General features: G+C 73.7%; 16 protein-coding genes. 9 read left to right on the forward strand and 7 right to left on the reverse strand.

Annotated features, from left to right (window positions below):
- Nucleotides 1-6: 6 nt before the first annotated feature.
- From dapA to AD017_RS04730, 3 genes are read right to left on the reverse strand one after another with little or no spacing between them, the layout of a single operon-like run.
- The gene (gene dapA, locus AD017_RS04720) at nucleotides 7-1,446 is read right to left on the reverse strand and encodes a 4-hydroxy-tetrahydrodipicolinate synthase (RefSeq protein ID WP_369821661.1); all 1,440 of its coding nucleotides are present in this window, start codon (nucleotides 1,444-1,446) and stop codon (nucleotides 7-9) included.
- Nucleotides 1,443-2,297 carry a fumarylacetoacetate hydrolase family protein gene (locus tag AD017_RS04725; protein ID WP_060573121.1) on the reverse strand — a complete coding sequence of 285 codons (855 nt, stop codon included), beginning with the start codon at nucleotides 2,295-2,297 and terminating at the stop codon, nucleotides 1,443-1,445. The genes dapA and AD017_RS04725 overlap by 4 nt, the downstream gene beginning before the upstream one ends.
- A complete protein-coding gene (locus tag AD017_RS04730; RefSeq protein WP_060573123.1) occupies nucleotides 2,294-3,445 on the reverse strand; it encodes an LLM class flavin-dependent oxidoreductase in 1,152 nt (383 codons plus the stop codon). The genes AD017_RS04725 and AD017_RS04730 overlap by 4 nt, the downstream gene beginning before the upstream one ends.
- A gap of 97 nt (nucleotides 3,446-3,542) precedes the next feature.
- Between AD017_RS04730 and AD017_RS04735 the strand changes: the two genes are divergently transcribed.
- Nucleotides 3,543-4,481 carry a LysR family transcriptional regulator gene (locus AD017_RS04735; RefSeq protein ID WP_060573125.1) on the forward strand — a complete coding sequence of 313 codons (939 nt, stop codon included), beginning with the start codon at nucleotides 3,543-3,545 and terminating at the stop codon, nucleotides 4,479-4,481.
- Here AD017_RS04735 and AD017_RS04740 read toward each other — a convergent pair.
- Both AD017_RS04740 and AD017_RS04745 read right to left on the reverse strand, forming a co-directional pair.
- On the reverse strand, nucleotides 4,456-5,781 hold the full coding sequence (locus tag AD017_RS04740; RefSeq protein ID WP_060573126.1) for a citrate:proton symporter: 1,326 nt from the start codon (nucleotides 5,779-5,781) through the stop codon (nucleotides 4,456-4,458). The two genes, AD017_RS04735 and AD017_RS04740, sit on opposite strands and share 26 nt — an antisense overlap.
- A 34-nt stretch (nucleotides 5,782-5,815) precedes the next feature.
- Nucleotides 5,816-6,616 carry an IclR family transcriptional regulator gene (locus AD017_RS04745; RefSeq protein ID WP_010240661.1) on the reverse strand — a complete coding sequence of 267 codons (801 nt, stop codon included), beginning with the start codon at nucleotides 6,614-6,616 and terminating at the stop codon, nucleotides 5,816-5,818.
- Between the two features lie 131 nt (nucleotides 6,617-6,747).
- Here AD017_RS04745 and AD017_RS04750 point away from each other — a divergent pair, with 131 nt between their 5' ends.
- Both AD017_RS04750 and AD017_RS04755 read left to right on the forward strand, forming a co-directional pair.
- Complete coding sequence (locus AD017_RS04750) at nucleotides 6,748-7,674, forward strand: alpha/beta hydrolase (protein ID WP_060573128.1); 927 nt, start codon at nucleotides 6,748-6,750, stop codon at nucleotides 7,672-7,674.
- The gene (locus tag AD017_RS04755) at nucleotides 7,674-8,018 is read left to right on the forward strand and encodes an EthD domain-containing protein (protein ID WP_060573130.1); all 345 of its coding nucleotides are present in this window, start codon (nucleotides 7,674-7,676) and stop codon (nucleotides 8,016-8,018) included. The genes AD017_RS04750 and AD017_RS04755 overlap by 1 nt, the downstream gene beginning before the upstream one ends.
- A gap of 130 nt (nucleotides 8,019-8,148) precedes the next feature.
- Here the strand turns inward: AD017_RS04755 and AD017_RS04760 are convergent, their stop codons facing one another.
- On the reverse strand, nucleotides 8,149-8,526 hold the full coding sequence (locus AD017_RS04760) for a DUF6114 domain-containing protein (protein ID WP_060573132.1): 378 nt from the start codon (nucleotides 8,524-8,526) through the stop codon (nucleotides 8,149-8,151).
- Nucleotides 8,526-9,086 carry a DUF6230 family protein gene (locus AD017_RS04765; RefSeq protein ID WP_010227776.1) on the reverse strand — a complete coding sequence of 187 codons (561 nt, stop codon included), beginning with the start codon at nucleotides 9,084-9,086 and terminating at the stop codon, nucleotides 8,526-8,528. Before AD017_RS04765 ends, AD017_RS04760 begins: the two co-directional genes overlap by 1 nt.
- Before the next feature lie 175 nt (nucleotides 9,087-9,261).
- Between AD017_RS04765 and AD017_RS36020 the strand changes: the two genes are divergently transcribed.
- The 6 genes from AD017_RS36020 (at nucleotide 9,262) to AD017_RS04795 (ending at nucleotide 15,337) form a co-directional block, all read left to right on the forward strand.
- On the forward strand, nucleotides 9,262-10,071 hold the full coding sequence (locus AD017_RS36020; protein ID WP_060573133.1) for a MerR family transcriptional regulator: 810 nt from the start codon (nucleotides 9,262-9,264) through the stop codon (nucleotides 10,069-10,071).
- A 361-nt stretch (nucleotides 10,072-10,432) separates the two neighbouring features.
- On the forward strand, nucleotides 10,433-11,476 hold the full coding sequence (locus AD017_RS04775) for an ABC transporter substrate-binding protein (RefSeq protein WP_010227773.1): 1,044 nt from the start codon (nucleotides 10,433-10,435) through the stop codon (nucleotides 11,474-11,476).
- A 30-nt stretch (nucleotides 11,477-11,506) separates the two neighbouring features.
- Nucleotides 11,507-12,580, forward strand: coding sequence for an iron ABC transporter permease (locus AD017_RS04780; RefSeq protein WP_145984102.1), 1,074 nt, complete (start codon nucleotides 11,507-11,509; stop codon nucleotides 12,578-12,580).
- Entirely contained in the window at nucleotides 12,577-13,668 is a 1,092-nt protein-coding gene (locus AD017_RS04785; protein WP_010227769.1) for an iron chelate uptake ABC transporter family permease subunit, read from the forward strand. Before AD017_RS04780 ends, AD017_RS04785 begins: the two co-directional genes overlap by 4 nt.
- A complete protein-coding gene (locus AD017_RS04790; protein WP_060573135.1) occupies nucleotides 13,665-14,516 on the forward strand; it encodes an ABC transporter ATP-binding protein in 852 nt (283 codons plus the stop codon). The genes AD017_RS04785 and AD017_RS04790 overlap by 4 nt, the downstream gene beginning before the upstream one ends.
- A complete protein-coding gene (locus AD017_RS04795) occupies nucleotides 14,513-15,337 on the forward strand; it encodes a siderophore-interacting protein (RefSeq protein WP_010227765.1) in 825 nt (274 codons plus the stop codon). The genes AD017_RS04790 and AD017_RS04795 overlap by 4 nt, the downstream gene beginning before the upstream one ends.
- Nucleotides 15,338-15,392: the final 55 nt, after the last annotated feature.

Consider the following 15,392-nt stretch of genomic DNA (forward strand, 5'->3'; position numbering starts at 1 on the left):
GTCGGTTCAGGACGGCCCGAGGAGCGCCGCGCCCTGGTCGAGCAGGGCGCGGACCCGGGGCAGGCCGTCGTCGCCCAACGGCAGGAGCGGGGCGCGGACGTGCGCCGACGCCAGGTGTCCCTGCTGGTGCAGGACCCACTTCGCCGGGGCCGGGTTGGTCTCGACGAACAGCAGGTCGACCAGCGGGTGCAGGCCGTAGTGGAGCTCGCGGGCGGTCTCGTGGTCCCCCGCCTCCCAGGCCTCGTACATGCGCGCGACGGCAGCCGGGGCCAGGTTGGACACCGCGGAGACGAAGCCGGCCCCGCCGAGGGCGAGCAGCGGGAGTCCGAGCAGCTCGATGCCCGACCACACCATCAGCTCCCGCCCGCACAGGTGCAGCACGCGGGAGAAGTGCTCGAAGTCCTTGGTGGTCTCCTTGATGCCGACGACGTTGTCGCAGTCGGCGAACAGCCGGGCCACGGTCTCCGGGGCGACGTCGACCGCCGTCCGGGACGGCACGTTGTAGATCACGATCGGCAGGTCCGGGAACTCCGCGGCGACCGTGCGGTACCAGGTGTAGAGCGCCTCCTGCGTCGGGCGGGCGTAGTACGGCGTGATCAGCAGGGCCGCGTCGGCGCCGGCGTCCCGGGCGGCGGCGGTGATCTCCAGGGTCTCGTCGAGCTTCGCCGAGCCGGTCCCGGGCAGGAACGGGACGGCGTCGTCGACCTCGGCGGCGACGGCACGGATCGCCTCGATCCGCTCCGCGACGGTCTGGGCCGACGGTTCCCCGGTGGAGCCGCCGACCGAGACGCCGTGCGAGCCCGACTCGATCTGCCGGCGCACCAGCCCGCGCAGCGAGGCGAGGTCGAGCGCACCGTCGGCGGTGAAGGGTGTGACGACCGGGACGTCCCGGGTCGCCTCGCCGACCGAGCCGGCGACGACCGCGTCGAGCCCCAGCTCGCCGCGGACCTGGTCGGCCAGCGCGTGCGCGCGCTCCGTGGTGCGGTTCCAGAGCCGGACCCGGCGCAGCGGGCGGACCGCGGCGACGGCCTCGACCTGCCGCAGCGCCTGGCGTCCCGCCCCCAGGACGGCGAGCTCGTCGGCGTCCGGGTCCGCCATCACCCGCGTCGCCACGCCGGAGATCGCGGCGGTCCGCAGCGCACCGGCCGCACCCGCCTCGGCGACGCCGAGGGTCGCGCCGTCACCGGCGGAGAACACCGTCATCAGCGCGCTCGCACCGGTGGGGGTGTTGACCCACGTCTTGAAGATCGCCAGGTCGGCGTCGCGGTCGAGCGCACCGAGCGCGTGCGCGCTGCCGCGGGCGTCGCCGTGCGGCCACGTCGTCATGGTCTTGTCGAGGTTCCAGGCCGAGCCGGCGGCCTCGTGGGACAGCACCGCCTCCAGCGAGTCGATCACCTGCGGCAGGGTCGGCCCGGAACGCACGTCGTCCTCGGTCCAGAGCTTCATCGGGTCGCCTCCACCGTCGTGCGGGCCTCGTCGACGACGCCGTGCCGCAGGGTCCCGACGCCCGAGACCTCCACCTCGAGCTCGTCGCCCGGCCGCAGGAACCGGGGCGGGTCCATCCGGAACCCGATTCCCTTCGGCGTACCGGTCGCGATCAGGTCCCCCGGCCGCAGCGGGGTGAGGGTGCTGACGTAGGCGACCAGCTCGGCGAACCCGAAGGTGAGACGGTCGGTCGTGTCGTCCTGCACCGTCGTCCCGTTGAGGCGGGTGGTGACGCGCAGCGGTCCGGTGCCGACCTCGTCGACGGTCGTGACCCACGGGCCGACAGCACCGCTGTGGTGCCAGTTCTTCCCCGCGGTGGCCTGGTTCGAGTGCAGCTGCCAGGACCGGACGCTGTTCTCGGCTATGCAGGTGACGCCGGCGACGTGCCGCCAGGCGTCCTCGGCGGGGATCCGGCGGCCCGGGGTCCCGATCACCAGTGCGGCCTCGCCCTCCCAGTCCAGGGTGTCGTCGGAGGCCGGCCGGACGACAGGGGTCCCGGCACCGACGAACGAGTCGGCGAACCGGGTGAACAGCGTCGGGTGGTCCGGGCCGTCGGTGGCCGGGCGTTCCGACTCCGAGGCGTGGGCCGCGTAGTTGAAGCCGACGCACACGATCTTGGCGTGGTCCCCGATCGGCGGGTCCCAGCGCAGTTCGCCGACCGGGAGCCGGGGGTCGTCGGGGCGGTCCGCCGGTAGCCGGGCGAGCGCGGACCCGAAGGTGTCGACACGGTGGTCGAGCCGGACGACCTCGTCGCCGGAGACGATGCCGAACCCTGCGTCGCCGGAGGCGGTGCGGAAGCGGGCGAGCCTCATGCGATCACCGCCGGTTCCGCGTGGCCGGCCGACGACGCGAGCGGACCCACCGGTGCGCGCAGTCCGGCGTCCTCGAGACGGGGCAGCACCTCGCGGGTGAAGGCGTCGAGCCCGGCGTCGTAGTCCACCCAGGTCAGCAGCGCGCCCTCGATCCCGGCCCGGCTGAGCATCGCGAGCCGCTCGGAGATCGTCTCCGCGGTGCCGACCAGCGGGAACCCACCCGCACCCGCCGCGAAGCGCTGCCGCATCGCCGCCAGCACGGCCGGGGGCATCACCTGGGTGTTCGCCCCCTGGAGTCGCATCCAGGCGTCGACGCTCCCGGTGTCCTCCTGCTCGACCGAGAACCGCCGGTAGTACGCCTCGGCCTCGGCCCCGGTGTCCCGCTGCACGACCGCGGTGTGGGTCCAGACGCGGACCTCGCGGCCGAACTCGTCGCGGGCCATCTGCTTGTAGCCCTGGATCTGGTCGCGGATCTCGTCCTCGTCCTCGGAGTGCACGATCACGAAGCACAGGTCGGCGTGCTCGGCGGCGAACCGCATCCCCCGCGGGGACCCACCGGCGTTCATGATCGGGATCGCGGGCTGCACCGGCTTCGGTTCCGACACACCGCCGACGACGTCGAAGAAGCTGCCGTGGAAGTCGAACTCGCCGGTCTCCGTCCAGAGCCTGCGCGTCACCTGCAGCCATTCGGCGAGGTGGTCGTAGCGCTCGTCGTGCTCACGCAGCGGAGCGCCGAACATCTCCAGCTCCGGCCGGTTCCAGCCGCCGACCACGTTCAGCGCGAACCGGCCGCCGGAGATGTGGTCGACGGTCGCCGCCTGCTTCGCGGCGACGATCGGGTGCAGCGTCGGGGCGTGCGAGGTGGCGAGGACGCCGATGTTCTCGGTGGCGGCGGCGATCCCCGCCGCCCAGGTGAAGGGGTCCATCACGCGTCCGGACCGGTGCCCGGGGCTGTTCTCCGGGTAGCCCTTCCAGCGGGCGAAGGGGACGACGGCCTCGAAGCCGGCCCGGTCGGCCGCCCGGGCGGTGCGCAACGACATGGCCCACGACGTCTCCGACGCCTCCGGCACCAGGGTCTGGGACGCACCGGAGCCGTTGGTGCAGAACAGTCCGAGCTTGAGGGTGTTGCCGCCGAACAGCGGATTCATCGCAGACCTCCTCGTCCGTGGTGGTGTCAGGGACGCTAGGGAGCCGCATCACATAACACCACTACGAGTCCAGCCATGAATCGATATGCTCTTTCGTATGCTTCAGCTGCAGCTGCGCCGCCTCGACCTGTTCTGCACGGTGGTCCAGGAGGGCGGCGTGACCCGCGCCGCCGAGCGGCTGCACGTGGCACAGCCCTGGGTGTCGGCGCAGCTCCGCATCCTGGAGAAGGCGGCAGGCGCGCCGCTGTTCGTCCGGGACGGACGCCGCATCGCGCTGACCGAGGCCGGTCGGCGCTTCCACGCCTGGGCGGCCGACGTGCTGGCCGGCAGTGCCCAGGTCCGCCGCGACATCGAGAACCTCGGTGCGGGACTCGCCGGGTCGCTGACCGTCGCGACGAGCATGGCGATCGGCACCTACCTCGTGCCCCCGCTGCTCACCGGGCTGCGCCACGAACGCCCCGGTGCCGACATCACCGTCCACATCAGCGAGCCGGCAGCGGCGCTCCGCAGCGTCGCCACCGGCGACGCCGACTTCGCCGTCGCCACCTTCTCCGACGAGCTCGATCCCGAGCCCCTGCACGCCGAGCGGCTGTGGGAGGAACCGCTGGTGCTCGCCGCCGCGCCCGGCGGCCCGCCGGACGGTGACACGATCACCCTCGCCGAGCTCGCCGGCCTGCCGCTCGTGGGCGTCCCCGCCGGTGTGGCGTTCGACCGCACGCTGGGCGACCAGCTGCGCCGCCACGGGGCCGGCGAGCTGACCTACGTCATGCGGCTCGGCCACGCCGAGGCCATGAAGCGGGCGGTGGCCGCGAACGGCTGGTGCTGCTTCTCCCCGTCCTACGTGCTCACCGACGACGTCGACGCCGGGCGGTTGCGGAGCGTCACGATCAGCGACGCGAACCTCGTCGAGGGGATCGGGCTGTTCCACCGGCGGACGAAGTTCTTCTCCCCGCTCCAGGAGGCGGCCGTCGCGATGCTCCGGGAGGTGGCGACGAGCAGATCGGGCGAGGTCACGGCAGCGGCACCGCCCCGGTGAGCAGTGCGACGGCCAGCACGACCGCCGACACGGCCAGTCCGCACGGCACCCCCAGCCGCACCATGGCGCGGTAGTCCAGGCGCAGGAGCCCCAGCAGCAGGAACAGCGCGGCGACCGTGGGGCTGTAGGCGTGCAGCGGCTGCGCGACCACCGCCGCGCGGGCGACGGCCTCGGCGGGCACCCCGAACTGGGCGGCGGCCCCACTGAGCACGGGGAGGACACCGAAGTAGAACGTGTCCTGCTGGACGACGAACGTGAGCGGGAACGCCAGCAGTGCCGTGGCCAGCGGGACCGCGGCGCCCGCGTCGGGCGGCACGAGTGCCGCCAGCGACGTCGCCAGCGACTCCGCCATCCCGGTCCCGGACAGCACACCGGTGAACACCCCGGCGGCGAAGATCAGCACGGTGACGGGGATCGCGTTGGGTGCGTGGCGCCGCAGCAGTCGTGCCTGGGTCGCCGGGTCCGGATAGTTGAGCAGCAGCGCCACGACGGTGCCGGCGACGAACAGCAGGACGGGTTCGACCCGGCCCGCGATCAAGGGCGCCATGACCGCCAGCGCGAGGACGAGGTTCGCCACGGCGAGGCGCGGCCGTCGCAGATCCTGCTCGGCGGGCTCGTCCCCCTGGACGGCCGCGCTCGGTGGATCGGTACCGGCGGCCGGCGCGACGGCGACCCGCTCACGGGGAGCGCCGAGGCGGCTGCGTTCGCGGCTGCCCAGCACGGCGGCCAGCCCGAGTACGGCGGCGGCCCCGGCCAGCTGCGGGACGACCAGCGGCGCGTACACCTCGACGACGTCGACGTCGAGCGCGGTCGCGGCCTTGATCACCGGTCCGCCCCACGGCAGCAGCGTCGCGGTCCCCGCGGCCATCACCGCGACCACGGCCAGGAGCTCGACCCGCATCCCGAGACGCCGGTACACCGGCAGCAGCGCCGAGACGACGATGATGTAGGTCGAGGAGCCGTCGCCGTCGACGGCGACCAGCAGTGTCAGCACGGCGGTGGCGAGCACGACCCGCATCGGGTCGTCCCTCGCGAACCGGCGGAGCACGGTGATGAGGGGATCGAACAGGCCGGCGTCGAGCAGGATGCTGAAGAACAGCACCGCGAAGAGGATCAGCGCCGCGGTCGGGGCGACGGTGGCGATGCCGTCACCGACGATCCCGCCCAGGTCGCCACCGGCACCGGCGAGCAGGGCGAACACGATCGGTACGCCCACCAGGGCCACGACCACCGACACGCGTCCGGAGAGGACGAGCCCGAGGAACGCGGCCAGCATGGCCAGGGTCAGCCAGGTCAGCATGAGGAGAGGTCCTTGTCGGCGGGGCGGGGTCGCATCAGGCGACGTCGGTGCGGCCGGCGAAGTCCTCCGGCAGCAGTTCGGAGATCCGCGCCGCGACGTGCACGACGGCGGCCGCGTGGGTGCGGGCCAGGACGCGGGCGCCGACCCGCGACGCGGACACGGTGATGTTGACGGCGCCGACGGGCGCTCCGGAGGGGACGCGGATCGCGGCGGCCAGCGACCGGTGCTCGACCGTCGTCTGCTGGTCGTTGAGCGCCCAGCCCCGGCGCCGGGTCCGGTCCAGGTCGCTCCGGATCGCCTCGGGGGTGGTGGCGGTGCGCGGCGTCAGGGCGGGGAGCTCGGACCGGGCGAGCACCTCGTCGCACGTCCCGGCCGGGGCGGCGGCGAGCATGGCCCGGCCCAGCGAACCGGCGTGGATCGGCACCCGGTGACCGATGTAGACCGGGTTCGGGGGGAACTGGCGGGAGGGGACGCGCCCGACGATGACCGCGTCGGTCCCGTGCGGGACGGCGAGCTGCGCGGTCTCCCCCGTGACGTCCCGCAGCTCCACGAGCAGCGGTTCGGCGACCTCGGGCAGGGCCATCGTCGCCGTCGTCGCGAGCCCGACGGTGATGGCCGTGGGGCCGAGGCGGTAGCCGCGCCCGTCACCGACGCGGACCAGGAACCCCGCCTCGCACAAGGTGTGGCCCAGCCGCAGCGCACCGGCCTTGCTGACGTCGACGTGGTCGGCGATGTCCTGCAACGACATCTCCGGTCGTGCCGGTCCGAACGCGGTGAGCACGCGGAGCCCACGCGCGAGTGACTCGATGGTGTAGTCGCCACGGTGCGACGGCATCCGATCCTCCTTCCCGGCGACGGCGCCGGTCCTCGGAGGACCGTAGATCGGCTCGCGCCGTCTCCGTGACACCGTTTCGCACAGCGAAACGCACGTGAACGGGCACCGGGGCGGTCCGTAGAACCGCAGGCGTGAGCCGACACCTCGATCCGGACGCCGCCCGGTTGCTGGCGCGCCGCAACGGGCCGCCGCTGCACACCCTGACCCCCGAGCAGGCGCGATCGACCCGGTCGGCACGGACCCCCGCCGACCGGGACGACGACGTCGGCACGGTCGAGGAGCTCACGCTCCCGCTGTCCGGCCGCGCACCGGCCGCGCGCCGCTACCTGCCCGGGGGCGCGGCGCCGCCCGGGACGGTCGTCTTCTTCCACGGTGGCGGGTTCGTCACCGGTGATCTCGACAGCCACGACCGTCAGGCGCGCATGCTCTGCACCCGCACCGGGTGGGCGGTGGTCTCGATCGACTACCGCCTCGCCCCCGAGCACCCGTTCCCCGCCGCCGTCGACGACGCCGTCGAGTCCGTCGCGCGGATCGCACGGGACGCGGGGCCGGTCGCCGTCGCGGGCAGCAGCGCCGGGGGCAACCTCGCCGCGGGCGCCGCCCGCGCCCTGGCGGGCACGCCCGGGGCCCCGGTGGCCCAGCTGCTCGTCCAGCCCCTGCTCACCGACGATCCCGGCCTGCCGGCCCGCCGGGACAACGCCGCCGCACCCGGCCTGGACGACGCCACCCTCCGCTGGTACCTCCGGCACTACCTGGGACCGCGTCCCGGCGCCCGGCGCGACCCGCGCTTCGACCTGCTGGCCGAACCCCCGCCGGACGGTCTCGCACCCGCGGTCGTCGCCGTCGGCGGTGTCGACCCCCTCCGCGACGACGGATGGTCCTACGCCCGCGCGCTCGCGACGGCGGGCGTCGAGGTCGTGCTGCACGACCACCCGCGACTGCCCCATGGTCTCTGGGGCATGGCCGGCGACGTCCCGGCGGCCGACCGGGCCGCGGCCGCCTTCTGCGACGCCTTCACCCGGCTCCTGCACCGTTCCACCGACACCGAGGAACACTGATGATCGTCCTGGTCAGCCTGCTCCGGCGCCTGCCGGAGCTCACCGCGGCGCAGTTCACCGCGCACCACCGCGAGCACCATGCGCCGCTGTTCGCGTCCGTGGACGAGGTGCGCCGGCTCGTGCGCCGGTACACCGTGGAGTCCCCGGCCGCGGTCGGGGACCTCGCAGCTCCGCAGGTCGACGCCGTCGTCCGGCAGTGGTTCGACGACGTCGAGGCGATCCACGAGCTGCTCGCCTCCGACGGGTACCGGACCGTGGTGCTGCCGGACGAACGACGCTTCATCGACCACGCCTCCAGCACCTTCTACGTGACCACGGAGCTGGACGTGCCGATCACACCCTGAGCTCGATCTCGTGGTCGGATCGACCGTCCGTCCACGCCCCCCGGGGGCTCATGGCACTCGTCACGCCGGGGGCGGCGCACCTTGCGACTCGTCCGCGGTGCCGCCCGCCGCAGGGCATGCACCGGGCCCCTCAGCGATCCCGAGGTTCCCAGGCCACCGCCAGCGAGCCGCCCACGAGCCCACACGCCGTCCCGAGCAGAAGACCGCCGAGGCTCGGGGTGAGCAGCGACGCCACCGCCAGCAGCAGGCCGGCCACCCCGCACGGCACAGTGTGCCGCGGGCTCACCACGAGGGTGACAGCGCAGCCGAGGAGCAGTACGCCGACCAGGAGTCCGGTCAGTCCTCCGGCGCCGGGGGCCACGAGCACCGTCAGCCGGCTCGAAGGGAGCAGGAGCACTGCCGCCCCGGAGACGGCCAGCAACACCACCGCCGCCACCGGCCGCCCGCGCAGAGCCGTGCCCCGGGTGGCGCGCCGGAACATCCCGGGCACCGGGGTGCGTCCCGCCATCAGAAGCACTCCGCGACGTCGTCGCCGATCCGCAGGTCCAACCCGGACAGACCCAGGTCCGCGACGCTCGCCCACCGCACGGTGGCCGCCAGGTCCAGCTGGAGCCCTTCCGCCAGGATCGGCAGGTTCCCCGGTGCCGCGACATCCAGCGGGATCCCCTCCGGCGTCTGCTGCTCCCGGTTGAGCAGCAGACGCTGACCGAGCGCCCCGAGCCCGTCGACGCTCTCGATCGCGAACTGCACGTCGCCCGCCCGGATCTCCTCCGCGTCGGGCGGAGTGTCGAGCCGCAGCACCCAGGTCCCCACCGGCGTCGGGACCGCACCCGAGGCGCACAGCCCGCGCACCCGCACGTCCCCGAGCCCGACGACCACCACCGGCTGCCTGTCCCCGTCCGCGTCCTGGACGAACTGCGGGAACACCCCGGTCGCCACGGCGCCGAGCTCCGCAGCGGTGATCTTCACATGCTGGCGGCCGTCCGCGGCCAGCGCGACGGGAAGCCCTCCCGTCGCCGCAGCCACGAGCATCGCCAGCACGACACCGGACGACAGCGCGAGGACCACACCGAAGCGCCTCCACCTGATCCGGGCGGGTCCACGTGCCGCCTCGGCACGGTGCCTGCCCCTACTCGCCGTCGAGTCCACACCATGTGCAACTGTGCCAATGAACTATGGCAACGTCGCCCGGCCGTCGTTCACTCTATCGAGTCTCCTGCACGCACTGCGCGACAATCACCCGATGGCCCCGATGCCACCCCCCGCTCCGGAACCGCGCCCCTCACCACACGGCGCCGACACCGATTACCGGATCGACGACCTCGCCCGCGCCGCCGGGATGACCGTGCGCAACGTGCGCTCCTACCAGGAGCGTGGGCTCCTGCACCCTCCACGCCGCGACGGCCGCCGGGCGCTCTACGACGACACCCACCTGGGCAGGCTGCGGATCATCGGCAGGCTCCTGGACCGCGGCTACACCACCGTCACCATCGCCGAGCTGCTCGCCGAGTGGGAACGCGGCCGCGACCTCGGCGTCGTCCTCGGCCTGGAGACCGCCGTGAGCGCCCTGTGGCCGCCCCGCCCGGCCACCCCGACCACACCCGAGGCGCTGACCGCGCTCTTCCCGGGGGCCGACGTCGACGCCCTGGTGGCCGCCGGGCTGGTGCACCACCACCGCGGCACCCACACCGCGCCCAGTCAGCAGATCCTCGCCGCCGCAGCCGACCTCGTCCGAGCAGGCGTGCCGAGCGAGGTCGTCCTCGACCTCGCCCGGCGCACCACCACCGCCCTCGACGGGATGGCTCGTGATCTGCTCGACGCGGTCGTGACCCACCTCGTCGACGGCGGCTCGGCCGTGGTCCACCCCGATGACGCCCTCCCCGACGACTCGGCCGCCGACCGCGCCGCCACCGCACTCCGCAGCCTCACCCCGGCCCTGACCACGGGCATCGCGGAGCTCCTCGCCGCGACACTCGAGCGTCACAGCGTCGCCGTACTCGACGCTCGCGCCGGGCTCGTCCTCGGCGAGCACCCGAGCACGCCATCCGTCTGACGCCCCGACACGTGCGGCCGGGCCGACGGCCCCGGTAATCACCGCAGCCCGCGTTCCTGCCGCCACCAGGTCGGTTCGGGACTCCACCGCCGGGTGCCGGGAACACCCGGCGCCGGTCCCGCCGGGCAGATCCACCAGCGAGCCGCTGACCTGCCGAACCTCGCCGGTGGCCGGCCCCGCGCACCCGGTGTCGGCCGCGGCCACCGTCCTGCTCCGGCCACCTCGTACGGCGCCGTCCCGCGGGCACATCGTGATCTGCGTCCCGTCAGGGTAGATTTGCCTAACCTGACCCGTAGTGTCCGATCAGTCCGGATCTGATCGCAGTCCGTTGCGTCTCATCCCACTCCCCGAAAGGACGGTCATGGCCTTCACCGTGCCCCGCCGCAGCCGGTGGTCCGTGGTTCCTGCCATCGCGCTCGCAGCCCTCCTCGCGCTCGCCGGCTGCGCGACACCTTCCGACGACGGTGACGCCGCGAGCCCCGGTGCCACCGCGCTTCCGCCCGCCGAGGGAGCCACGCAGTACCCGCTGACGCTCACCACGTGGGCGGGCGAGACGGTGCTCGAGCAGCGGCCCGAGCGGATCGCCGTGATCGGCTTCTCGCCGAACATGGACGCGCTGGAGGCCCTGGGCGTCACCCCCGTCTACACGATGGCCGAAGAGAGCGAGTGGCCGTGGCGGAGCCAGGAGTGGTTGTCGGGAGTCGAGTTCCGCGACACCGTCACCCGGCGCGATCCGATCAACTTCGAGGGGATCGCCTCGACCCGACCGGATCTGATCGTGGCGACCAACTGGGTCCAGGACGAGCCCACCTTCGAGCGGCTCAGCTCGATCGCCCCGGTGCTGGAGAACCCGACCCAGGTCAAGGGTGATCAGATCAGCTGGCAGGACACCCAGCGGATGATCGGCGAGGCGCTGGACCTGAGCGCCGCGTCCGACACCGCGGTCACCGAGGCCGAGCAGGCCATCGACCGGGTCGCGCAGGAGAACCCGGACTACGCGGACCGGACGATCACGATCGCCACCGACTACACCCAGAGCGGTATCGACTACTACACCGCCGCCGGCGGGACCGCCGAGGCCGCGACGCGCCGGATGGGGTTCACGCCGAATCCGCTGGCCGAGAACTTCACCGCCGACGCCGGCGTCGCCGACGAGCAGATCGGCCAGCTCGACGCCGACGTACTCGTCGTGTTCTACACCGACCCCGCCTCGAAGACCGCGCGCGAGGCCACCCCGCTGTTCCAGTCGCTGCCCCCCGTCGCCGAGGGCCGCTACCTCGGCATCACCATCGACGACCCGGACAGCGCCATGACCTGGGTGCTGCGCCGCGGCGCCAGCGTGACCAGCCTGCCGTGGACCGTCCAGCGGCTGTCCGAGCGGATCAACGCGCTGGGCACCGCCTGACGGTGTGCACGTGATCGGAACGGGCGCGACATGAACGACGCACCGCGAGCCGGCGTCGCGACCGCACGGCGCACCGGGCGGGGGGACTCCCCCGCCCGGTCGTCGTCGCTGTACCGGCGCCGCGCACTCGGGCTGGCCACGATCCTCACGGCGCTGATGGCGGCGGTGATCCTGAGCCTGGCGCACGGCGCGAACCCGCTCGGCTACGACCAGGTGTGGTCGGCGCTGTGGGGCCGGGACGGGTCGCAGGCGTCCATCATCGTCTGGACCGAGCGCTGGCCCCGCACGCTGCTCGGGATCGCCGTGGGCGCCGCGCTGGGCGTCGCCGGGGCGCTGATCCAGGCGCTGACCCGCAACCCGCTCGCCGAACCGGGGATCCTGGGCGTCAACGCGGGCGCCGGCTTCGCCGTGACCCTGGGCGCCGGGGTGTTCGGGCTGGCGGGCATCTCCCAGTACGTGTGGTTCGCCTTCCTCGGTGCCGCGATCACCACCGTCGTGGTGTTCGTCATCGGCTCCGCGGGCGGCGGGACGGCGTCGCCGGTCACCCTGGTCCTGGCCGGGGTGGCGCTCGGCGCGGTGCTCAACGGCTTCTCCACGTTCCTCACCCTGATCGACCCGGACACGTTCCGGTCGTTCCGCAACTGGGGCCTGGGGTCGCTGGCGCGGACCACGATGGAGGACACGCTGCTCGTCGCGCCGTTCCTCCTGGTCGGCCTGATCGGCGCGCTGGCGCTGGCCGGGCCGCTGAACTCGATCGCCCTCGGTGACGACCTGGCGGCCTCGCTCGGCACCCGGGTGGGCCGCACCCGGGTGCTGGGCATCGGCGTCGTCACCCTGCTGGCGGGCGGCGCGACGGCGCTGACCGGCGGCATCGCGTTCCTCGGGCTGATGGTGCCGCACGTGGTGCGCTGGTTCGTCGGCCCGGACCAGCGGTGGATCATCGCCTACTCGGCGCTGGCCGCGCCGGTGCTCGTCCTGGTCGCCGACGTGCTGGGCCGGGTGCTCGTGCGCCCCAGCGAGATCGAGGTCGGGGTCGTCGCGGCGGTCATCGGCGCACCGGTGCTGATCGCGCTGGTCCGGCGGAGGGAGGCGAGCAGCCTGTGACGACCACACCGACCCGCCCCGACGAGCGGGTGGACTTCGGCTACACGACCCGCACGGTCCGTACCCGGTGGCTCTCCGGCCGCGTCGGCGTCCGGCTGCTGGCGGTCTCCGCGGCGGTACTCGCGGTCGCCGTGGCGGTCTCCGTCGTGTCGCTGGGGCTGGGCGACTTCCGGCTCGGCGTCGGCGAGGTCGTGCAGGCACTGCTCGGCGGCGGACGGGAGTTCCAGCGCATCATCGTGACCGAGTGGCGGCTGCCGGTGGTGCTCGCGGCGCTGGTGTTCGGTGCGCTGCTCGGCATCGGCGGGGCGATCTTCCAGTCGCTGACCCGCAACCCGCTGGGCTCCCCGGACGTGATCGGCTTCGACGCCGGCTCCTACACCGGGGTCGTGCTGACCCTGCTGGTCGTCGGCGCGAGCAGCTACTGGAACGTCGCGTTCGCGGCGCTGGCCGGCGGTCTGCTCACCGCGTTCGCGGTGTACGTGCTGGCCTACCGCGGCGGCATCGCCGGGTTCCGCCTGATCATCGTCGGGATCGGGATCTCGGCGATGCTCACCTCGGTCAACTCCTACCTGGTCACCCGCGCCGACATCGACGACGCGATGGTCGTCGGGTTCTGGGCGGCCGGCTCGATCGCCGACGTGACCTGGACGCCGATGCTGCCCTCGCTGGGGATCGCCGCGGTGATCGTCGTCGCGACCGTGCTGCTGTCCCCGGCGCTGCGCCGCCTCGAGCTCGGCGACGACGCCGCCGTCACCCAGGGCACCCGGGTCGGCGCGGCCCGGCTCGGGCTGCTCGTCGTGGGCGTGTCGACCACCGCGCTGGTGACCGCGGCGGCCGGCCCGATCGGGTTCGTCGCGCTCGCCGCCCCGCAGCTGGCCCGGCGGCTCACCCGCTCCCCCGGGGTCAGCACCGCGGCCTCCGCCGCGATGGGCGCGGCGCTGCTCGCCTCGGCGCACCTGCTGAGCCTGGCGATCGCCGAGGTGTACCGGGCCATCCCGGTCGGGCTGATCACCGTCTGCCTCGGCGGCTGCTACCTGATCTGGCTGCTCGTCCGCGAGGCACGGCGGCAGTACGGAACGTTCGCATGACCGACCCGGGAGCCCCCTCGTTGAACACCTCGTCACACGGGACGCACGCTCGGCTCGTCACCCGCGACGCCGCGATCGGCTACCGCGGGCGGGTCGTCGCCGACGACCTGTCGCTGGACATCCCGGACGGCTCGTTCACCGCGATCATCGGCCCGAACGGCTGCGGCAAGTCCACGGTGCTGCGCGCGCTGTCCCGGATCCTGCCGCCGTCGTCCGGGCAGATCCTGCTCGACGGCAAGGAGATCGCGTCCTACCCGCCGAAGGAGGCCGCCCGCAGCATCGGGCTGCTCCCGCAGAGCTCGCTCGCCCCGGACGGCATCCGGGTCGCCGACCTGGTGGCCCGCGGGCGGGCGCCGTACCAGAACCTGATCCACCAGTGGCGCGGCTCCGACGAGGAGGCCGTCCGGTCGGCGCTGGAGGCGACCCGGCTGACCGAGCTGTCCGGACGGCTGGTCGCCGAGCTGTCCGGCGGGCAGCGGCAGCGGGTGTGGGTGGCGATGCTGCTCGCCCAGGACACCCCGATCATGCTGCTGGACGAGCCTACGACGTTCCTCGACATCGCCCACCAGTACGAGCTGATGGAGCTGTTCCGGTCGCTGCACGAGGGCGGCCGGACGATCGTGGCCGTCCTGCACGACCTCGGCCAGGCGGCCCGCTACGCCGACCACCTCGTCGTCATGCGGGAGGGCCGGGTGGTCACCGCGGGCCCGCCGCACGAGGTGATCACCGCCGAGCTGATCGACGAGGTGTTCGGGCTGCGCTGCCTGGTCGTGCCCGACCCCGTCACCGGCACCCCTACGGTGGTGCCGCTCGACCCCCGCACCGTGAGCACGGAAGGACATCGATGAGCACTCCCGGAAACCGCCCGCGGCGGCCGCAGATCGTGCTGGAGGTGCTCGAGCGCACCCGGCTCACGCCGCACATGGTGCGCATCGTCGCCGGTGGGCCCGGCATCGCCGACGTCACCGACAACGGGCACACCGACGCCTACACGAAGATGCTGTTCGCACCCCCCGGCAGCGACCTGACCCCGCCCTACGACCTCGCCGCGCTGCGCGAGGAGCTGCCGGTCGAGGCGCTGCCGTCGACCCGCACCTACACGATCCGCCGCTTCGACCTGGAGAACCAGCGGATCTGGATCGACTTCGTCGTGCACGGCGACACCGGCGTGGCCGGGCCCTGGGCGGCGACGGCCGAGCCCGGCTCCCCGGTGGTGCTCGGCGGGATCGGCGGCGGCTACGCCCCCGACCCGCAGGCCGACCGGCACCTGCTCGCCGGTGACGAGTCGGCCCTGCCCGCGATCGCGTCCGCGCTGGAGGCGATGCCTGCCGACGCACGCGGCGTCGCACTGCTCGAGGTCGACTCCGCCGCCGACGAACTCGACCTGACCGCGCCCGACGGTCTCGAGGTGCGCTGGCTGCACCGTGCCGGCGCCGAGGCCGGGACGACCGACCTGCTCGTCGACGCCGTCCGAGGTCTCGACTGGCCCGCCGGGCGGGTACAGGTCTTCGTGCACGGCGAGCGGGCCGCCATGAAGTCGCTGCGCCCACACCTCACCGACGAGCGCGGCCTCGACCGGTCCCAGCTGTCGCTGTCGGCCTACTGGGCGCACGGCCGCAAGGAGGACGTGTTCCAGTCCGAGAAGCGCGAGGCCGTCGGGCAGATCTGAGCCACCCTGGAACCGGGGGCCGGGTGGGGCCGCGCGTACCGCGCTCGGCCCCACC

Source organism: Pseudonocardia sp. EC080619-01 (assembly GCF_001420995.1).
Lineage (GTDB): Bacteria > Actinomycetota > Actinomycetes > Mycobacteriales > Pseudonocardiaceae > Pseudonocardia.